At 62.3% G+C, this 18,299-nt stretch carries 13 protein-coding genes; 11 read left to right on the top strand and 2 right to left on the bottom strand.

All coding sequences use genetic code 11. The features are described from left to right. Positions 1 to 6: 6 nt before the first annotated feature. The 3 genes from KB449_RS16945 to KB449_RS16935 all read left to right on the top strand — a co-directional run bounded on the left by KB449_RS16945 (position 7) and on the right by KB449_RS16935 (position 8,281). A complete protein-coding gene (locus KB449_RS16945) occupies positions 7 to 3,885 on the top strand; it encodes a carbohydrate binding domain-containing protein (protein ID WP_282909497.1) in 3,879 nt (1,292 codons plus the stop codon). Positions 3,886 to 3,973: 88 nt separating this feature from the next. Beyond that, positions 3,974 to 6,604, top strand: a complete 2,631-nt coding sequence (locus tag KB449_RS16940; protein ID WP_282909496.1) for a glucosidase family protein — start codon at positions 3,974 to 3,976, stop codon at positions 6,602 to 6,604. Between the two features lie 12 nt (positions 6,605 to 6,616). After that, positions 6,617 to 8,281 carry an SGNH/GDSL hydrolase family protein gene (locus tag KB449_RS16935; RefSeq protein WP_282909495.1) on the top strand — a complete coding sequence of 555 codons (1,665 nt, stop codon included), beginning with the start codon at positions 6,617 to 6,619 and terminating at the stop codon, positions 8,279 to 8,281. Here KB449_RS16935 and KB449_RS16930 read toward each other — a convergent pair whose 3' ends face one another. Next, complete coding sequence (locus KB449_RS16930; RefSeq protein ID WP_282909494.1) at positions 8,282 to 9,346, bottom strand: DUF6786 family protein; 1,065 nt, start codon at positions 9,344 to 9,346, stop codon at positions 8,282 to 8,284. Between the two features lie 12 nt (positions 9,347 to 9,358). Next, the gene (locus tag KB449_RS16925; protein ID WP_282909493.1) at positions 9,359 to 10,030 is read right to left on the bottom strand and encodes a GntR family transcriptional regulator; all 672 of its coding nucleotides are present in this window, start codon (positions 10,028 to 10,030) and stop codon (positions 9,359 to 9,361) included. A 178-nt stretch (positions 10,031 to 10,208) separates the two neighbouring features. Between KB449_RS16925 and KB449_RS16920 the strand changes: the two genes are divergently transcribed. From KB449_RS16920 to lepA, 8 genes are all read left to right on the top strand, one after another. Then, positions 10,209 to 10,916 carry a PIG-L deacetylase family protein gene (locus tag KB449_RS16920; RefSeq protein WP_282909492.1) on the top strand — a complete coding sequence of 236 codons (708 nt, stop codon included), beginning with the start codon at positions 10,209 to 10,211 and terminating at the stop codon, positions 10,914 to 10,916. A gap of 40 nt (positions 10,917 to 10,956) precedes the next feature. Continuing rightward, on the top strand, positions 10,957 to 11,730 hold the full coding sequence (locus KB449_RS16915) for an SDR family NAD(P)-dependent oxidoreductase (RefSeq protein ID WP_282909491.1): 774 nt from the start codon (positions 10,957 to 10,959) through the stop codon (positions 11,728 to 11,730). A 16-nt stretch (positions 11,731 to 11,746) separates the two neighbouring features. Then, on the top strand, positions 11,747 to 12,061 hold the full coding sequence (locus KB449_RS16910; protein ID WP_282909490.1) for a cupin domain-containing protein: 315 nt from the start codon (positions 11,747 to 11,749) through the stop codon (positions 12,059 to 12,061). A gap of 22 nt (positions 12,062 to 12,083) precedes the next feature. Next, complete coding sequence (locus tag KB449_RS16905) at positions 12,084 to 13,205, top strand: mandelate racemase/muconate lactonizing enzyme family protein (RefSeq protein ID WP_282909489.1); 1,122 nt, start codon at positions 12,084 to 12,086, stop codon at positions 13,203 to 13,205. Positions 13,206 to 13,220: 15 nt separating this feature from the next. Then, positions 13,221 to 14,237 (top strand): zinc-dependent alcohol dehydrogenase, encoded by a 1,017-nt coding sequence (locus tag KB449_RS16900; protein WP_282909488.1) that lies wholly within the window; start codon positions 13,221 to 13,223, stop codon positions 14,235 to 14,237. Between the two features lie 23 nt (positions 14,238 to 14,260). Next, entirely contained in the window at positions 14,261 to 15,160 is a 900-nt protein-coding gene (locus tag KB449_RS16895) for a fumarylacetoacetate hydrolase family protein (protein ID WP_282909487.1), read from the top strand. Between the two features lie 140 nt (positions 15,161 to 15,300). Then, positions 15,301 to 16,398 carry a hypothetical protein gene (locus KB449_RS16890; RefSeq protein ID WP_282909486.1) on the top strand — a complete coding sequence of 366 codons (1,098 nt, stop codon included), beginning with the start codon at positions 15,301 to 15,303 and terminating at the stop codon, positions 16,396 to 16,398. A gap of 77 nt (positions 16,399 to 16,475) precedes the next feature. Next, the gene (gene lepA / locus KB449_RS16885) at positions 16,476 to 18,290 is read left to right on the top strand and encodes a translation elongation factor 4 (RefSeq protein WP_282909485.1); all 1,815 of its coding nucleotides are present in this window, start codon (positions 16,476 to 16,478) and stop codon (positions 18,288 to 18,290) included. Positions 18,291 to 18,299 lie beyond the last annotated feature (9 nt).

The raw sequence follows: 18,299 nt of genomic DNA, 5'->3' as shown, positions 1-18,299 counted from the left end.
TGCATGATGTCGGGAATGTGGTTGAAAAGGTTGGGAATCGGGGCGGCGGGATTGGCCGCCGTCGCGCTCGGAGCGCTGCTGCTTAGGCCGGAGCCGACGTACGCGGCGATCAACGTAAACGTGAGCCTGAATAACGCCACCCCCGCCTTTAGCGGCACGGTCGTCGGTATCGGGGGACAGACGGATCCTTTCATGTTCTTCCCGCACGAGCAGATCCGCGGCGTATCGGACGACGACTTCGCCGTCTTGATGTCGCGCATCAAAAAGGGAGGCATCAGCTTCGTACGGATGTGGATTCAGGTCGATTGGTGGGAGCCGGTCAACGACAACGGCGATTCGAATACGATGAACGACGCCGGATTTGCCTGGAACAGCACGGAGATGACGAGTCTCAAACGTTATTTGTCCGCGCTCAAGGACGCGGGCGTGGACGTGGAGCTCAACACGATGATCAACGACCCGAGCAAGCTCTATCCGTGGCTGCTGTGGGACAATTGGGGCGATGCGCTGCCGGCCGACGACAAGCGGCCCGAATTCGCGGAGAGCATGGCCGCGCTGGTCAAGCATCTGGTCGTGACCGAAGGCTATACCAACGTCAAGTTTCTATCGCTGTACAACGAGCCGGAAAATATCATCACCGTGCCTCCGGGCAAGGACAGGCTCGGTTATTACAAACAAGTGTACCAGGATGTGGCGAATCGTCTGTCGGCCGAAGGGCTGTCCTCCGCGATCAATCTGTCCGGCATCGAGGTCGGCTTCCTCGATACGCTCGGCCAGCCGTGGTTCGAGAGCTTCACGCAGACGATGGGCGATTACATGGACGCTTATACGACGCATGCCGGGCCTTCGGTATCACAGCTGATGGACGGCAGTTTCTCAGACCGTGTCGCCTCATGGACGGCAATGAAAAATACGAATGACGCGAACGGCAGCGTTAAGCCGTTCATGTTTACCGAGATGGGAGCGCTCGAGACCCGCAGCGTGGCCCTGGACGGCTTGCACTTCGCAAGCGAGATCGCGGACGGCCTGCGCAACGGCGTCGCCGGATTCTCCAAATGGCGGCTTTACGACGACTGGTATTCGGCGCTCGTCGGCGCGAACCAGACGATGACGGGCTCAGGCGATTACGGCTGGGGCGCGATCAACGGCAAGCAAGAGCACTATACGCCCAAGCCCGCCTATTATGCGATGTCGCTGATGGCCAAGTTCGTGCCGAAGGGCTCGACGACCTATACGACGGCGTCCAGCAATCCGCTTGTCGTGCCTGCCGTCGTCTCTGCGCCTGGCGGTAAGCATACGGTCGCCGTCGTGAACTGGAGCTCCGAGCCAGCGTCCGTCAGCTTCGCGCTGCAGAGCGCGCTCTCGACGACGTTCAAGGTGTATAAATATGACGAGTCGCAGCAGCTTGACGGACTGGGCAAGTTCCCGGCCAGCATCGGGACGAAAAACGTGAGCGGGACCGCCTTCAGCGATACGATCCCGCCGCGGACGCTCTACGTCTATACGGATATTCCGGATGCGACCGCACCGGCTCAAGTGACCGGCGCAACCGCTTCGGCCGCGGCGAAGACGGCGACGGTCACTTGGACGGCCAACGCGGATGCGGATTTGGCCTACTACAAGGTCTACCGGTCCGAGATCGCCGGGTTCACGCCGACGGAAGCGAATCTGATCGACGAAGTATGGATTCAAACGGGCGCCGCTCCCGTCTATCACGACCGGAATGTCGCGCCGGGCCGGACGTATTACTACAAGGTGGCGGCGGCCGATACCTCGGAAAATGTCGGCGCGGCATCCGCCCAGGCGAGCGCGGCCGTTCCGCAGGAGAGCTTCGGCAACGCGCTCACGCTCACAAACAGTGCGACCGGCCAATATTACGAGGTCGCGAGCACCTATGACGGCGGCTACAAATACCGCGTCTCCAAGGCTTCGGGCGGCGGGTTGTACGTCGAGGACGCGGACGGCACCTCGTGGACGAACATCGCGGGCGGCGGCTTCACGTATCCGATCGTGTACAAGTACGACAGCGGCGCATTCGCCGAGCAGTTGGCCAACGGGGGTATGGAGAGCGGCGCGTCCGCACCCGACGGCTGGTCGAATTGGACGAGCGGCGGCGGCACGCTGAGCTGGGATTCGAGCGTCTCGCATACGGGCGGCCGCTCGCTCAAAGTAATGAATACCGCGAATACGCAGAACAGCACTTGGCTGCAGGCAATTCCGAACGTGACGCCGGGCACCAATTTCGAATTCGGCTATTGGATGAAGCTCGAGAACGTGTCGCTGATCGGCTACGAAGGCCAGGGCGCCAGCGCGGTCATCGTTTTCAAGGATGCCGCCGGCAATCAGATCGCCAGTACGGGCGAGCTGGACTCCAAGAAGGACACGCACAACTGGTTCTACAACAATATTTCCGCGAAGGCGCCCGAAGGGACCGACTCCGTCCTGATCCAGCTGCGCATCTACGGCTCGGCCGGCACCGCCTGGTTCGACGACGTCAGCCTCGTCAAGTCGGGGACCAAGGTCATTCCCGATCTGACGAACGGGCCGACGTCGGTGACGGCGAACGACCTGGCCGCCTCGCACAAGCAAATTGTCACCGCGCAAGGCAACGAGACGCTCACTTACGACTTCTATCCGGACCGCATCGAGATGAAGGTGACGGGCCCGCAGGCCGGCGGCTATCTGATCGAGGAGGCGGGATATCCGTACAAGTATAGCGGACGCGCGTTATGGCCGGACGGCACGGTCGGCGATCTGGCTTCGATCGGACTCTGGAAAAGCGCGCAGAAAACCGCCGTTTCCGTGGCGCTGCAGCAGTTCAACACGCCTTATCAGATCAAGTATGCTTTCGGCGCTGCCAAGCCGGTGTCGATTCAGAACGGCTACCGGATCCGAGGCTATTATCCGCGGTTCCAGGTGAACAGCGGCGAGGTTTACACGATTACGTTCCCGAAAACGAATATGGGCGCGAATGCCGGTATGGAGGCGGGGACGGGGACGGCCGCGCCGGCCGGATGGTCGAACTGGACGGGCGGCACGGGCGCCTTCTCCTGGGACGGCACGACCGCCCATACGGGATCGAAGTCGGTCAAAATCGTCAACGCGACGACGGCAAACTCCGCCTGGCTGCAGGTTGTTGCTAATCCCGAGTACAACAAGGAGCTTAACGTTTCGGGCTGGGTGAAGACTTCGGGGGTCGCCGGCGCGAACGGCGCGATGATCGCGATCGAAGCGAGAGACGCGTCCGGCACGATTCTCGCGGAACAGTGGACGCCGGTCGTGACCGGCACGCAGGACTGGACAAAGGTGAGCGTGCGATTCACGCCGCCGGCGGGGACCGTATCGCTTAATATCGGAGGCCGGCTGTGGACGGCTGCCGGCACCGCGTGGTTCGACGATATCGTCGTCGCTCCCGCGGACAACGGCGCGAACAATCCGGGCGCCGAGACCGGCGCGGCCGCGCCGGAAGGCTGGAATACATGGACGACCGCAGGCGCGCCGTTCAGCTGGGATTCGGCCGAACGCCATTCGGGCGGGCGATCGCTCAAGATTGTCAACGGCGGCGCGGCGTTCTCGTCGTGGAATCAACTGCTGCCGAGCGTGGCGCGGGGCGGCGAATACGAATTCGGCGGCTGGGTGAAAACCTCGGCTATTGCAGGCGCGGGCGGCGCGGCAATCGCGGTTTCCGCTAAAGACTTCGACGGGATTATCGTGCAGGAAGCCCGGACTTCGTATGCAACGGGTTCTAACGGCTGGACGTACGTAAGCGGGAAGATCGTGCTGCCGCCGAATACCGAATACGTCTATCTCGAGAGCCGGGTATGGAACGCCTCCGGCACGGCCTGGTTCGACGACGTGACGTTCAAGCTGGTGCGGAACCGGTAACGGCTGCCTGGCTGCGGGCGAAGGGCGCGGGCGATATCAAAGAGGAATTCGTCAAGCAAGCAGACATACGGAAAGGTGAGGAATCGCTTTGCGAAAATCGATTATCGTGTATTGGGAGGTGGAGTCCGTGCAAGGGACCGTCGGCATTGCCGGCGGTTCTTTGCTTGGGGCTCGGTTCGTTCGCGGTAGCGGCAGCATTGCGGGAGCCGCTTTTGAAGGAACCGGCATGGGAGGCGTTGCCTTGCAGCTGGAATTGGAGGGCAATACGGCTACCGGAGCGGGCGCTGCGATCGTAAGCCTGCGCACCGAGGCAAATCCGTTTTCATTTTTTCTGCGGGACGTGAACGCGTCGTATCCGGTAGTGATTCCCGCTTACGGCGTCGCAGTTACGACGGCGGACGACGGAAGAAGCTGCGGAGAGCTTAGGGACGGCATACCATACCGCGCGAACGTGGGTCAACGGCCGTGCGAGCCGGAGCCGAGCTTCGAGGAAGCGGCCGGCATCGTCAAGGAAAAGCGGCTCGGGACTTGGCTTGGCATCGGGCGCGACATTCGTCTGTTCGGCGTCGGCTTCGCGGAGTACGACGCGCATTCGTACGACTGGATTGAGCCAAGGCTGCATGCGCGCCGGGTGTCGCTGCCCGAGAGCGGGGACGCGCCGGTTCGTTACAACTTCCGCTTCGGCCGCGGCGACGGCTGCAGGCGGGCAACGACGCGGCGCCTTGCGGACGGCAGGCTGCCGATCCTGCGCGGCGAGGTCGACGACGGCGATATGCTGTATCGCACGACCGCCTTCGCTACGCTGGAGCGCAATCCGCTGACGGCGGCGAATGTGCGCGGCACGCATCATTGGACGGCGGCCGGGCATACGTCCGGCATCACGTTTACCGCGGAGCAGCAGACGGCCTATGACGCGCTGCTGGCGCCGGAGCTGGCGCAGGACGAGGAGACTGTCCTGGTCTACCGCATCGAAGCGGTCAACCGGGCGGCCGTTCCGCGCTATGCCTGGTTCAAAGCGCCGGTGCCGAACGGCACCTGGGTGCCTTCGGTGCTGCCGAGCGGCATGCGCTGCGTGTACGACGGCGCGCGGGGCTTCGGCGTGTTCGAGACCGGGCGCGTCGGCTTCATCGCGCTGCTGGACGGCGTTCCCGCTCCGCAGGAGGAGCTTGCGGTACTCGTACCTCCGGGCGGTACGCTTGCATACGACATCCTCGTTCCGCATCGGCCCTTGTCGCAGGAGCGAGCCGCCTGCCTGAGCGAACGGGATAGAGGCGAGCTGCTTGCGGGCTGCCGCTCCTATTGGCAGTCCAAGCTGGACGCAGGCGCGCGCTTCGACCTGCCCGAGCCGCGCGTCGGCGAGATGGTTGAGGCGGGCCTGCTTCATCTCGATCTGATCCTGTACGGACTGGAGCCGGGCGGGCCCGTGACGCCTACGATCGGCGTCTACCCGCCGATCGGCTCGGAGAGCGCGCCGATCATCCAGTTTCTCGATTCGATGGGCTTGCATGGGCTTGCGGAACGCTGTCTGGCTTATTTTCTCGATAAGCAGCAGGAAGACGGCGGCATTTTCAACTTCCTTCATTATATGATCGAGACCGGCTGCGTCCTGTGGAGCCTGGGCGAGCATTATCGCTATACGCGCGACGACGAATGGGTGGCGGCGATCAAGGACAAGCTGCTGCGCTCCTGCCGCTATATGAGGGAGTGGCGCGCCCGCAATCTGTCCGGCGACGGCAGCGCGCAAGGCTATGGCATGCTCGACGGCAAAGTGGCCGATCCGGAGGACGAGCAGCCTGTACGCGTGTTTATGCTGAACGCCTATGCCTATCTCGGCCTGTCGCGGGCGGCGGAGATGCTGGCCGCGACCGACCCGGCGCAAGCCGAGACGCTGCGCGCCGAAGCAGAGGCGCTGCGCGCCGATATCCGGCGCGCTTATGAGGACGCGCTGGCGCGGGGGCCGGTTGTCCCGCTTGCAGACGGCACCTGGTGCCCGACGGTCGCTCCTTGGGCGGTAGGACAAGGCCCGGCCGCCCTGTTCGCGGAGCCGGGACAGTGGTATTCTCACGGCGCGGTCGGCATTCGAGACTCGCTCTGCGGACCCCTCTATCTCGTGTTCGGCGAGATTGTCGACCCCGCGGAGCCCGGCGCAGACTTCATGCTGAACGCCCACCGAGAGCTGCTGTGCCTCGACAACGTCGCGTATACACAGCCGTACTATAGCCGTCATCCTCGCATTCATCTTCAGCGCGGCGAAACGCATTCTTTTCTGCAAGCCTATTATTATACGATGGCATCGATGGCCGACCGGGAGACGTATACGTTCGCCGAACATCTGAACCCGCTGATCAGCGAGCACAAGACGCACGAAGAAGCCTGGTTCCTGATGGAGACGCGATGGATGCTGTATATGGAAGCGGGCGACACACTCCAGCTGCTGAAGGGCGTGCCGCGCCGCTGGCTGGCGGATGGACCGATCGCCGTAAGCGGCGCAGCCAGTTATTTTGGCGCGATCTCCTTTAAGGCGGAGCTGGGGGCGGACATTCTGCGGGTCAGCCTCGCATGCGAGGGGAGGCGCGGTCCGACGAACGTCGAGATTCGGACGCCGCATCCTGATTACCGGCGACCCGTCCATGTCGAAGGCGGCGTCTACGACGAAGCCTCGGAATCCGTACGGATCGCCGGCTTCGGCGGCCGTGCGGTTATCGAGCTGAGATTTTAAGAAGGGGGGGACATGAACGTGATTCGAGAGGAAAGGCCGGACGTGCTGGAGAAAATCGGCATGCACGTTCGCATCGATGGCGATTGGCGGATCAGAGTCGAGCCCGGCCTTCTGAAGCTTGCGGACGGCACCGTGCTTGCGACGGAGGGAGGCGTACTTGAGATTCGTCCCGCGGGCAAGCGGACTTTTCCCGATCAGCGCTATACGATGGCAGGTGAGGCGCAGTCCTCCCCGTGTTACTGGAATACCGAGAGCATCCGCGGCAGCGGCGGCGCGCCTTACCAGCGAATGGTGCCGGGCAGCTTGCGCGTCCGCGATAAGAGCCGCACGATCGACTATCAAGCGGATGTCGACTATTGTTTTGATTTCTATTGGGGGACCGTGAAGCGTCATCCGCACGGGGCGATTCAGCCGGGCGAGCTGTTGCTGCTGGATTATGAAGTATGGCTATGCCGATACGATGCCGTCGTTTTGCTGCGGGACGGCACGCTTACGGTCGTCGAGGGGGAAGAGGAAGCGCCGGAGTCGCGGGAGCTGTTGCTCCCGGATCCGCCGCAGGTTAGGGAAGGATACGCGCTGGCTCATATTTTCACTGGTTGGGGAGAGCCCCGATTGTACGACGGGGGCGTTGATGTAAAAGTGATCTCGGGCAACTTCCCCGATCCATCCGAAGCGGCGCTGCTGCCCAGGGTATCGGGACGCTATCTGGATGCTTCTCCGCGAACGTATGCCGTCGAGCTGACGGCTGTACGCGCAGACGGCAGCCTGGACATGCGAATCGGCGCCGAAGGCATCGATTACGGACTGGACGAGCCGATAGCGGGCGAGAGCATGCGCTGGCTGGAGCTGCGGGCTGCCGATCGGGCGAACCCCTTCCCCTTGCTGCTTCGGAGCGCATACGGTCACAGCGTCGATTGGGGTCTCCGGCTCGATCTGTCCGGCGTTCCTGCCAAACTCCTGCTTCCGGGCGCCTGCTATCGGATCGCGGCCGCCCCGCTTTCGGTCATGAATCTCATGCTGCCTCCCCCCGATCCGGTCTCCGTCATGCCGATCGACAACGTCGGCGCGCTCGCGCCCTTTCGGACCAAGCTCAGGCAGGGCGGGCCGGTACGCATCGCTTTTTTCGGCGAGAGCACGACCCGCTCCGGCCGCTGGCCGTATCAATTGGCCCGGGCGCTGCGCGAGACCTATCCCCAAATGACCTTGCGTACCTCGAATGTCGCGATCGGCGGGGAGAACTCGGCGCAGGGCGCGCTGCGTTATGCGGACGAGGTGCGCGCGGCCGCGCCGGATCTGGTCGTGCTGGAGTATATGCTGAACGACAGCTTCCTGCCGGACGGCCGCTCGGAGCGGGCGCTGTCCGGCATTCTGGCGCGGCTGCGGGAGGATGGCATCCCGTGTCTGATCGTCACCAACAACGGCATCCATCCGCTGTTCGAAGGAACGGCCGGGCGGACCGGGCAGACGCATGACCTTTACAGGCGGCTAGCTGCCTCCTTCGGCTGCGCCTTCGTGGGCGGCTACGCTTATTATGAGCGTCTGCACGAATTCGGCATTTACCCGCTGACCGAGCTGAAGGGCAACATGATCAACCATCCGTTCGGCAACGTTGACCCGGACTGGGGCGGCTTCGACGAAGCGTTGGGCAGAGCCGTGATTCGCGCGGTGGTCGGCTAGCTAGCTAAGGCCTATCCGGCCAACATCGTCCATTCCCAGCAGCAGCCCCGAGATTTCCCTGATCCTCTCCGTCGGTCCCGTAAAATGGAACACTTGCGATTCATCCGTCGTCCGTCCGGGTCTTTCGATCGCCAGGGCGGGCGATTGGTACTCGAGCTCCGCGAAGCCGCCCATGTGGCCGCCGTCATTATAGATCTGCATGCAGGAGCCCGTATAATCCGGCCGGTCCGGCGGATAGTCGGGATAGACGCCGGCGGGATTGACGCGGAACTGCCGAATCATGAGGCTGCTTTCGACCGCGTCGAGCTCGCGTATGTATCCGTAGCGTCCGGTCGAGGCAATGGCATCGAACGAGAGCTTGTAGCTGTAGCTGCCGCCGCAGGGAATGCGGACGCCGCTGGCCGTCGTCGCGATGTCGGCCGGTTCGCGCTGAGCGAACATCGTCATGGGCGCTACTCGTCCGCGGGTCGGCACCAGCGCGACGCCGCCGGCCGGAACCTGCATGATGCTCCACAAGCTGCAGTAACCTGACGCATCGCCTTCAGGGCTGCCGCCATGCGCGACCGGCGTCAATTCAAGCGCCGTATGCACTTCGTAACCGACGTAGCGGACGCCGGCCCAGTCACGCGCGGCCAGGGACGAATTCAACAGAAGGGGATTCGGTAGCGTCGCGTACCGTTTTTCCAGGTCCAACCGGACCGGGGCGGCGGATGTGCGGCGGGACAGCTCGCAGGTCATCCGTATAATCGCTTCGCGCCCGGTAGACGCGACCAGCGACCATTGTCCCGGATCCAGCTGCGGCGGAATCGCGTAGCTGCCGGCGCTGTCCGTGAAGTATTCGATCTCGGGGCTGACCCAGGTGCGGTCTCCGCCCGTATTCCAGCCGCCTGCCGCAAGCGCCGGAGGGTTCGTCCAGAAGGCAGCGCCCGCTTGACCCCCCGGGACGGTCATATCATGCACGCGACCGCCCCGCACGAGCACAAGCAGCGTTCCGCCGTCTTCGGCGGTCAGTTTCACATAGGGCTCGCCCAATTGCTTCAGATGCGCTTCCCGCGATTCGGACATCCGTATCTCTCCTTAATCGGTCTTTTCGTCAAAGCAGAGCAGGCAATCTTCGTCCCGGATATGCCGGGTCCACAGCGTCTCGATCCGTTCGTCGCTCTCGCTCCGCAGCGCCGACACCAGCGCCGCATGCTCCGCGGGCACGCGCCCGAGATCGCCGAACGCGCCGGTATTTTTAATGAAGTGCAGGCGAAGCCGGTTCACGATGCCGAGCCAGATCTGCTGTGTGTGGGTCGATTCGTCGAGCGACAGCACCTGCTCGTGGAAGCGAATATCGGCCTCTACCAGCGCGAACAAATCTTTCTCGGCCGAGGCGCGCTTCATTTCCTCCACGATCTCTTCAAGCGAAGCAAAGAACGCTTCGTCCCGTTTGCCGCGACTCTGCTTCAGCACGAACAGCTCCAGCTGCAGCCTTACCGGAATGAGCAGCCCGACGACCTCTTCCTTGCGCACGTCGGCGACCGCCGTCTCCCGATAGGGGGAGCTCACGACTAGGCCCAGCGCCTCCAGATCCCGCAGCGCCTCGCGCAGCGGCCCGCGGCTGACGTTCATTTGCTTGGCAATGTCGAGTTCCCGCAGCTTGTCTCCCGGCTTCAGATGGCCGCGTACGATCGCGTCGCGGATATCCGCGAATACGCGCTGGCGAAGCGACAGGTTTTCCTGGCTCTTGAATTGATAGGGCTTCATTTCTAAGACTCCCTGCTTGTTTAATTCGAATGTTCGATTAGCGATGCCCCCAGTATAGTTCAGTGCCAGGGTAAATTCAACGATCAATTGCAGAGGATCGATTGTTGACAATCTACCAAAATCGCATTTATGATGGGCTGAGAAGCCAAAGTCCAGCGTTAAACGAGGAGGAACAAAGATGAACGTACTGGCCATTTGCGCGCATCCGGACGACGCCGAGATTTTATGCGGCGGTACGCTGGCGAAGTATGCGGCGCGCGGGGACAAGATCACGATCGCGATCTCGACCAACGGCGAAGTCGGTTCGCCGACGCTGTCCAAGCCGGAGATCGCCGAGATTCGCCGGCAGGAGGCGAAGGCCGCCGCGGATCTGATCGGCGCGGACCTGATCTGGATGGGATACCCGGACGAGTTCCTGTTCGATACCGAAAAGACGCGTCTCGACTTTATCGAAGCGATGCGTGCGAGCGGAGCCGAGGTCGTGCTGACGCACTGGCCGGACGACCTGTACAATCCGGATCATACGCTGACCGGCCAGATTGCCAACGACGTCGCCATCATGACGACCGTGCCGAATATCGTGACCGCAAGTCCCGCGCTGAAGAAAATCCCGATCGTTTATTTTGTAGACAGCATGGCCGGCATCGGCTTCCAGCCCGACGAGTACGTGGATATCACGGACCATATCGATACGAAAAAACGGATGCTGGCCGCGCACGAGAGCCAGGTCGGCGATTGGCTGCAGGATCAGTACGGTTCCAACGCGATGGAGATGGTCGAGGTAACCTCGCGCTACCGCGGCATTCAGTGCGGGGTCCGCTACGCGGAAGGATTTATCCGGGCCAAGGCGTATCCGCGCAACATCGTCGGCACACTGCTGCCGTGATCTTGCCCTAAGAGCGGGGATGACGAAAGGAGAGGCGAAAATGAGTCGATTCGAAGGAAAGACGGCAATCGTCACCGGAGGCGCGACCGGCATCGGGCTCGCGACGGTCAAGCTGCTTGCGTCCGAAGGGGCGGACGTCGTCATCGCGGGCCGGGACGAGGGGCGCGGGACTGCTGCCCTGGCGGAGCTCGCGGCAATCGGCGGAAAGCCGCTGTTCGTCCGGACCGACATCAGCGACGAGGACGCCGTACGACACTTGATCGGACGTACGATGGCGCATACGGGACGCATCGACGTATTGATCAACAATGCGGCGATGTTCTACGAAAGCGATTTCCTGCAAGAGACGACGGACCGGTGGCGCGCGGTGTTCGACACGATCGTGAACGGCGCCTACTGGTGCACGCGCGAAGCCGCGGTCGCGATGAAGGAACAAGGCGGCGGCGTTATCGTCAACGTCTCTTCGATCAACGGGGTCCGTGCCCTGAACCGGTCCAGCCATTACAATTCGGCCAAGGGCGCGCTCGACCAGTTGACACGCTGCACGGCGGCCGAGCTGTCGCCTCACGGCATCCGGGTGAACGGCGTGGCGCCGGGCTTTATCGATACGGGCTTGTCCGTCGTCGGCGGCGAGAACGAATTGGAGACCGAGTGGTTCAAACGTTATTACGTAGGCGAACGCAAGATTCCGCTGGCACGTCCCGGCCAGTCCGAGGAAGTGGCTGCGGTCATCGCGTTCCTCGCCTCGGAGGCAGCCTCGTACGTACAGGGCGCGATCGTGCCCGTGGACGGGGGATTATCGATTACGTTTTAGAAAGGGCGGGAACAAGATGCCGGTTAACGAGTGGCAGCAGATCAACCCGCTGATCCGCCGCAAAGTATTTTCGCCGGGAGAGCGGCTGATGAGCATGGCGATCGAATTTAAAAAAGGCGGTATCGGTCCGGAGCACGCGCATCCGCACGAGCAGCTGGGGTATGTCGTGTCCGGGAAAATCCGGATGGTGCTGGACGGCGCCGAGATCGTCGCTTCGGCGGGGGAGCAAGTCGTCGTTCCGGGCGGCGTCTCTCATTCGGTCGAGGCGTTGGAAGATTCGCTGGTGCTGGAAGTATTCACCCCTTTGCGGGAGGATTTGCTGGGAAGCTAACGATAGAAGAGGAGCTGGCCTTATGAAAATTACCGAAGTCGAAGCGATTTATTTGAGCATCCCCGACCTGGACGCCGCGCAGTGCGACGGCACGCAGGATACGCTCGTCATCCGCATCCATACGGACGAGGGCATCGTCGGCGTCGGCGAGGTCGACTCGTCACCGCTGGTCGCCAAGGCGGTCGTAGAAGCGCCTGCCTCGCATTCGATCGCAACGGGCCTGCGTACCCTGTTGATCGGAGAAAATCCGATCGAGATCGAGCGGCTGTGGGACAAGATGTACCGCGGCACGATTTACTTCGGCCGCACCGGTCCCGCGCTGCATGCGATAAGCGGCGTGGATATCGCGCTGTGGGACATTTTGGGCAAGACGATGAACCGTCCGGTGTGCGAGATGATGGGCGGCGTGTTCAACCGCAAGCTCAAGGCCTATGCGAGCGCCCTGATGCCCGAGACGATCGCCGAAGCTGCGGCCATGGCCGAGCAGTATGCGAAGCTAGGCTACAAAGCGATGAAGTTCGGCTGGGGGCCGATCGGCCGGGACGCCAAGTTCGACGAGGCGCAGATCAAGGCGATCCGCGAAGCCGTCGGAGACGACGTCGACGTCATGATCGACGCGGGGCTCGCCTGGGACCTGAAGGGCGCGCTGCGCATGGCGGAAGTGTATGAGCGGTACGGCGTTTACTGGCTGGAGGAGCCCGTGCACTCCAACGATATCGCCGGCTACCGCGCGCTTGCGGACCGCAGCCGCATCTCGATCGCAGGCGGGGAGCAGGAGAGCGGACGGATGGCTTTCCAGCGGCTGCTGGACGAGGGCCATCTCGATATCATTCAGCCGGATCTCGCCCGCGTCGGCGGCCTGACCGAAGGCAAGCGCATTGCGTACCTGGCTTACGACCGGCACAAGAAGGTCGTGCCCCATGCCTTCAAGACCGGCATCCTCGTCGCGGCGAGCACGCACTTCGCGGCGGCCATTCCGAACGGCTTCATGATCGAATACACCGTATCCAACTCCCCGCTCGCGCGCGATCTCGTTAGCCGCGAGATCGAGTTCAAGGACGGCTACGTTACCGTACCGACGGATCGGCCGGGACTTGGCATCGAGATCGACGAGCAGGTGCTGAACCGTTACAGAGTCCGCTAGGAGGAGAATAGGAGAATGTCCATGACGCAGACGATGCGGGCGCTGGTCTACGAAGGACCGCGGCTGATGAACATGAGGACGCTCCCGGTGCCGGAGCCGGCGGCGGGAGAAGTGCTGGTCAAGATCGAGCGAGTCGGCATTTGCGGCTCCGAGCTGAGCGGCTACCTGGGGCATAACTCGCTCCGCAAGCCTCCGCTCGTGATGGGGCACGAATTCGCGGGCACGGTCGCGGGGACGGGAGAGGGCGCGTCGCGCTTCAAGCCCGGCGACCGGGTGGCGGTCAATCCGCTTCAGACTTGCGGCAAGTGCAGAGATTGCCTAAGCGGCGAAGCGCAGCTGTGCCCGGACCGCAAGCTGCTCGGCGCGCACCTTCCCGGCGCATTCGCCGAATATGCCGTCGTGGCCGAATCCAACGTGTACGCGATACCGGACGATTTGTCCTTTGACCTGGCGGCGATGGCCGAGCCGCTGGCTTGCGCGGTCCATCTGTGCCGGCTGATCGCGCTGCAGCCCGAAGACCGGCTGCTGGTAATGGGCGCCGGACCGATCGGCTTGTTCGCGGTCGCGGCCGCGAGGCTGCTCGGCGTACGCGAAGTCGTCGTGGCCGATCTGAATGCCGATCGGTTGCGGATCGCGGCCGAACTTGGCGGCATTCCCGCGAACGGCGACGCCGAGATCGAACGGCTGAAGCCGGCCGAAGGCTTCGAGGCGGCGGTCGACGCCGTCGGCCTGCAGGCGACTCGGCTGCGCTGCATCGCCTCGGCGCGCAGAGGCGCGCGGATCGGACTTACCGGACTGCACGAGGCGGACAGCACGCTGCCCGTCAACACGATCATCCGCGAGGAGCTGAAGCTGCTGGGCGCCTTCGCTTACGATCCGCAGGACTTCGAGCAGGCGCTGCGCTGGATCGCGGAGGGCAAGGTGGACCTGCTGCCCTGGACGATACACCGGCCGCTCGAGCAGGGCGGCGAATGTTTCGAGACGCTGATCGGAGGCCCTGGCTCCATCGCGAAGATTTTGCTGCAGCCTTAATGATAAGAAAGAAGGAATAGACCTTGAAGCTGGTAAACTTTTGGGATGATCAGAGTACGCTGAAGCTGGGCGCGATCGATAACGATCGCTTGCTGGACGTCGAACGGTTGATGGCGGGCGCGGGGGCGGCGCTGTCCGCCGGATCGACCGACGATCTGATCGGCATGGGCGACGAAGGACTCGCGGCGCTCGCTGCTCGAATCGAAGAAGCGCTTCGCGACGAGGCGCTGGCAGAGGCATCCGCGCTCAGCCTCGAAGGAGCAAGATTGGCGCCTTGCGTCGGAAGGCCGGGAAAGATCATTTGCGTCGGCTTGAATTACAAGAAGCACGCAGAAGAAACCAACTCGCCGATCCCCGCCTTTCCGATTCTCTTCAACAAATTCTCCAACGCGCTGACCGCTCACGAAGCGCCCGTCCGCGTTCCGGACGTCACCGCCAAGATGGACTATGAAGCGGAGCTTGCCATCGTCATCGGAAAAACCGCGTTTAACGTGAGCGAGAACGATGCGCTGGATTACGTGTTCGGTTATTGCGCGGCCAACGATTTGTCTGCCCGGGATTTGCAGCTTCGCACCTCCCAATGGCTGCTCGGCAAAAGCCTCGACGGCTTCTGTCCGCTTGGGCCCTGGCTCGTTACCGCGGACGAAGTCGGCGACCCGAACCGGCTGGCGATCCAGAGCTTCGTCAACGGCGAACAGCGGCAAAACTCCAACACGAGCGACATGATCTTCGATTGCAAAACGGTCGTCAGCTACATCAGCCGGCATATGACGCTGCAGCCTGGCGACGTCATTTTGACGGGAACGCCCGAGGGCGTAGTCATGGGCTATCCGGAGGATCGTCAAGTGTACTTGAAGGCGGGCGATCGGGTGGAGATCCGAATCGAGAAATTAGGCGAGCTCAGAAATGTATTGATCGGTTAATCCTGCCTTATACGCTTTTTCATAAAATGCGCGGCGGTTACAGTTTTTAATGAACTGTAATGGCCGCGCATTTTGCCCTTCATTTCCAAAATTACCCTGCCGATAAAAGGGGAATAACCCTTTTTTGGAGGCTTTCGACGATGAAAATCCATGGCGCGAACCTGCCGCCGGCGCTATCGCCGCTCACGGTCAATCATTCCGCATTTCAATTCCGAAGATTGGCGGACGCCGCGGCAACTCCGCTCGCAGTGTCCATATCGGACGCCGGCAGCATCAAGTCCGACTATCTCGTTCGATTCCGCAAGGCGATGGAGGGCGAAGATAACTCGGCTTCCTATTTGTCTTCGTACGCAGAAACCTACGGCCAGATCCGGCAGGAGCTGCTGAGCGGCGGAACGGCGGACCCGTCGCAAGCGCTGAAGCTCCTGGACGAAGTATACGGCGAAGTGACGGGCGAGGCCGCGGACCGGCTGACCGCCCGTTTCGACGCGTTCTTCGGCGGGGCGAGCGGCCGGCTGGAAGCTTACGGCATGTCGGCGAATCCGTCCGGATTCGACCGGGAGGCGTTCCGCAAGCATCTGGCGGACCTGGCGGAGGAGGCCAAGCGGATCGTACTTGAGCATCCGGGCGAGACGGCCGCCGGTCTGGAAAATGCAGGCTCCGGCGAAACGCTCGAATCGATGGGCTATCGCGATATCAAGGCGCTTTCCGGCGCGCTGTCGGCGCTTGGTTCGATCGAGCCGCCGGTGTCGGCGGGCGGCAACCCGTCCAAACTAGGCGCGGCGGTGGCGGCTTGGGAGACGGCTGCAAGACGCGTTTTGACAGCCGCAGGGCTCTCTGACCAAGTCAAGGACGCGGCTTTTAAGGCGGTACAGGATCAGTCCCGCGCCAAGCTCAAGACAGGCGCGTACACGCAGGCCGCCGACTCGTACAGAAACAAAATCGACGAGACGCTCAAAAAATTGGCGCATCTCGCTTTTTTAATCGCCACGATTAACGGCAAGCTGGAGACGCTCAAAGGGCTGGATCCCTCCGATCCCCGTATTCAGAATCTGCTGCGCCGGGAGCAGGAGCTGGAGAAGGGCCGCGCCGATTATGCGTCGGAATTGAAGTCCCACAAAGAGAATCTGCGGAAGCTGGAAAAGGACCCCGATTCCGTCGAGGGCAGCGAGGCTTACCGCCTCGCCAAGTCGGCATACGATGAGGCGGCTCCCGGCAAGTCGGAACCTGCGGATTGAAGCGTCTTGACCCTGCTGATATAATAGATGGGATAGCCGGATAACGGCATGTATCGGTGGAGGTAAGGACAAAGAAGATGGCAGACATCCAACACAAGCAAAGCCATATTCGCAATTTTTGCATTATCGCGCATATCGACCACGGCAAGTCGACGCTGGCCGACCGCATTTTGGAATATACGGGCACGCTGACCGCGCGCGAGATGCAGGACCAGGTGCTCGATTCGATGGACCTGGAGCGGGAGCGCGGCATCACGATCAAGCTGCAGGCCGTCCGGCTCAAGTACAAGGCCGACGACGGCGAGATCTATACGCTGCACCTGATCGACACCCCGGGACACGTCGACTTCACGTACGAGGTTTCGCGGAGCCTTGCCGCCTGCGAAGGCGCGCTGCTCATCGTCGACGCGGCGCAAGGGATCGAGGCGCAGACGCTTGCGAACGTCTACCTCGCGTTGGACAACAACCTGGAGATTCTCCCGGTCATCAACAAGATCGACCTGCCGAGCGCCGAGCCCGAACGGGTCAAGCAGGAGGTCGAGGACGTGATCGGCCTCGACGCGAGCGAAGCGGTGCTCGCTTCCGCCAAAAACGGCATCGGCATCAAGGAGATTCTCGAGCAGGTCGTGGCTAAGGTGCCGGCGCCGCAGGGGGATCCCGAAGCGCCGCTCAAGGCGCTGATTTTCGACTCTTATTATGATGCGTACAAGGGCGTTATCTGTTATATTCGCGTCATTGACGGCAAGCTCCGCGCGGGCACGCCGATCAAGTTCATGGCGACGGGCGCGACGTTCGACGTCGTCGAGGTCGGCACGTTCATGCCGCGCTCGACGATCGTGGACGAGCTCGGGCCGGGAGACGTCGGCTTCGTCACCGCGTCGATCAAAAACGTCAAGGACACGCGCGTGGGCGACACGATCACCAATGCGAAGCGTCCGACGGCCGAGGCGCTCCCGGGTTACCGCGGCATCAATCCGATGGTGTTCTGCGGCCTGTACCCGATCGAGTCCTCGGACTACAACGACCTGCGCGACGCACTCGAGAAGCTCGAGCTGAACGACGCTTCGCTGCGGTTCGAGCCCGAGACGTCGCAGGCGCTCGGCTTCGGCTTCCGCTGCGGCTTCCTCGGGATGCTGCACATGGAGATTATCCAGGAGCGGATCGAGCGCGAGTTCAACATCCCGCTGATCACGACGGCGCCGAGCGTTGTTTACAAGGTCACACTGACCAGCGGCGCGCAGCTCGACATCTCCAACCCTTCGGAATATCCGGAGGCGGGCAAGCTCGATTTCGTCGAAGAGCCTTACGTCAAGGCGTCGATCATCGTGCCCAAGGACTACGTCGGGGCGATCATGGAGCTGTGCCAAGGCAAGCGCGGCGAGTTCATCGACATGCAGTACCTCGATGCCAACCGCGTCACGCTCAAGTACGACATTCCGCTCGCCGAGATCGTTTACGACTTTTTCGACCAGCTCAAGTCCAGCACCAAGGGTTATGCCAGCTTCGACTACGAGCTGACCGGCTACCGCCAGTCGAACCTCGTCAAGATGGACATTCTGCTAAACGGCGAGCAAGTGGACGCGCTCTCCTTTATCGTGCACAGGGACCGTGCCTACCAGCGCGGACGCGTCATTTGCGAGAAGCTGAAGGACCTGATTCCGCGTCAAATGTTCGAGGTGCCGATCCAGGCGGCCGTCGGCCAGAAGATCGTCTCCCGGGAGACGATCAAGGCGATGCGCAAAAACGTCCTGGCCAAGTGCTACGGCGGCGACATCTCGCGGAAGCGCAAGCTGCTCGAGAAGCAAAAGGAAGGCAAGAAGCGCATGAAGCAGGTCGGCAACGTCGAGGTGCCGCAGGAAGCGTTCATGGCGGTATTGAAGCTGGACGACTAGCGATTGGAA

This window comes from Cohnella hashimotonis (assembly GCF_030014955.1).
GTDB classification, from domain to species: domain Bacteria; phylum Bacillota; class Bacilli; order Paenibacillales; family Paenibacillaceae; genus Cohnella; species Cohnella hashimotonis.
The sequence above is the reverse complement of the archived record's forward strand: the minus strand, read 5'-3'. Positions and strand labels throughout refer to the sequence as shown.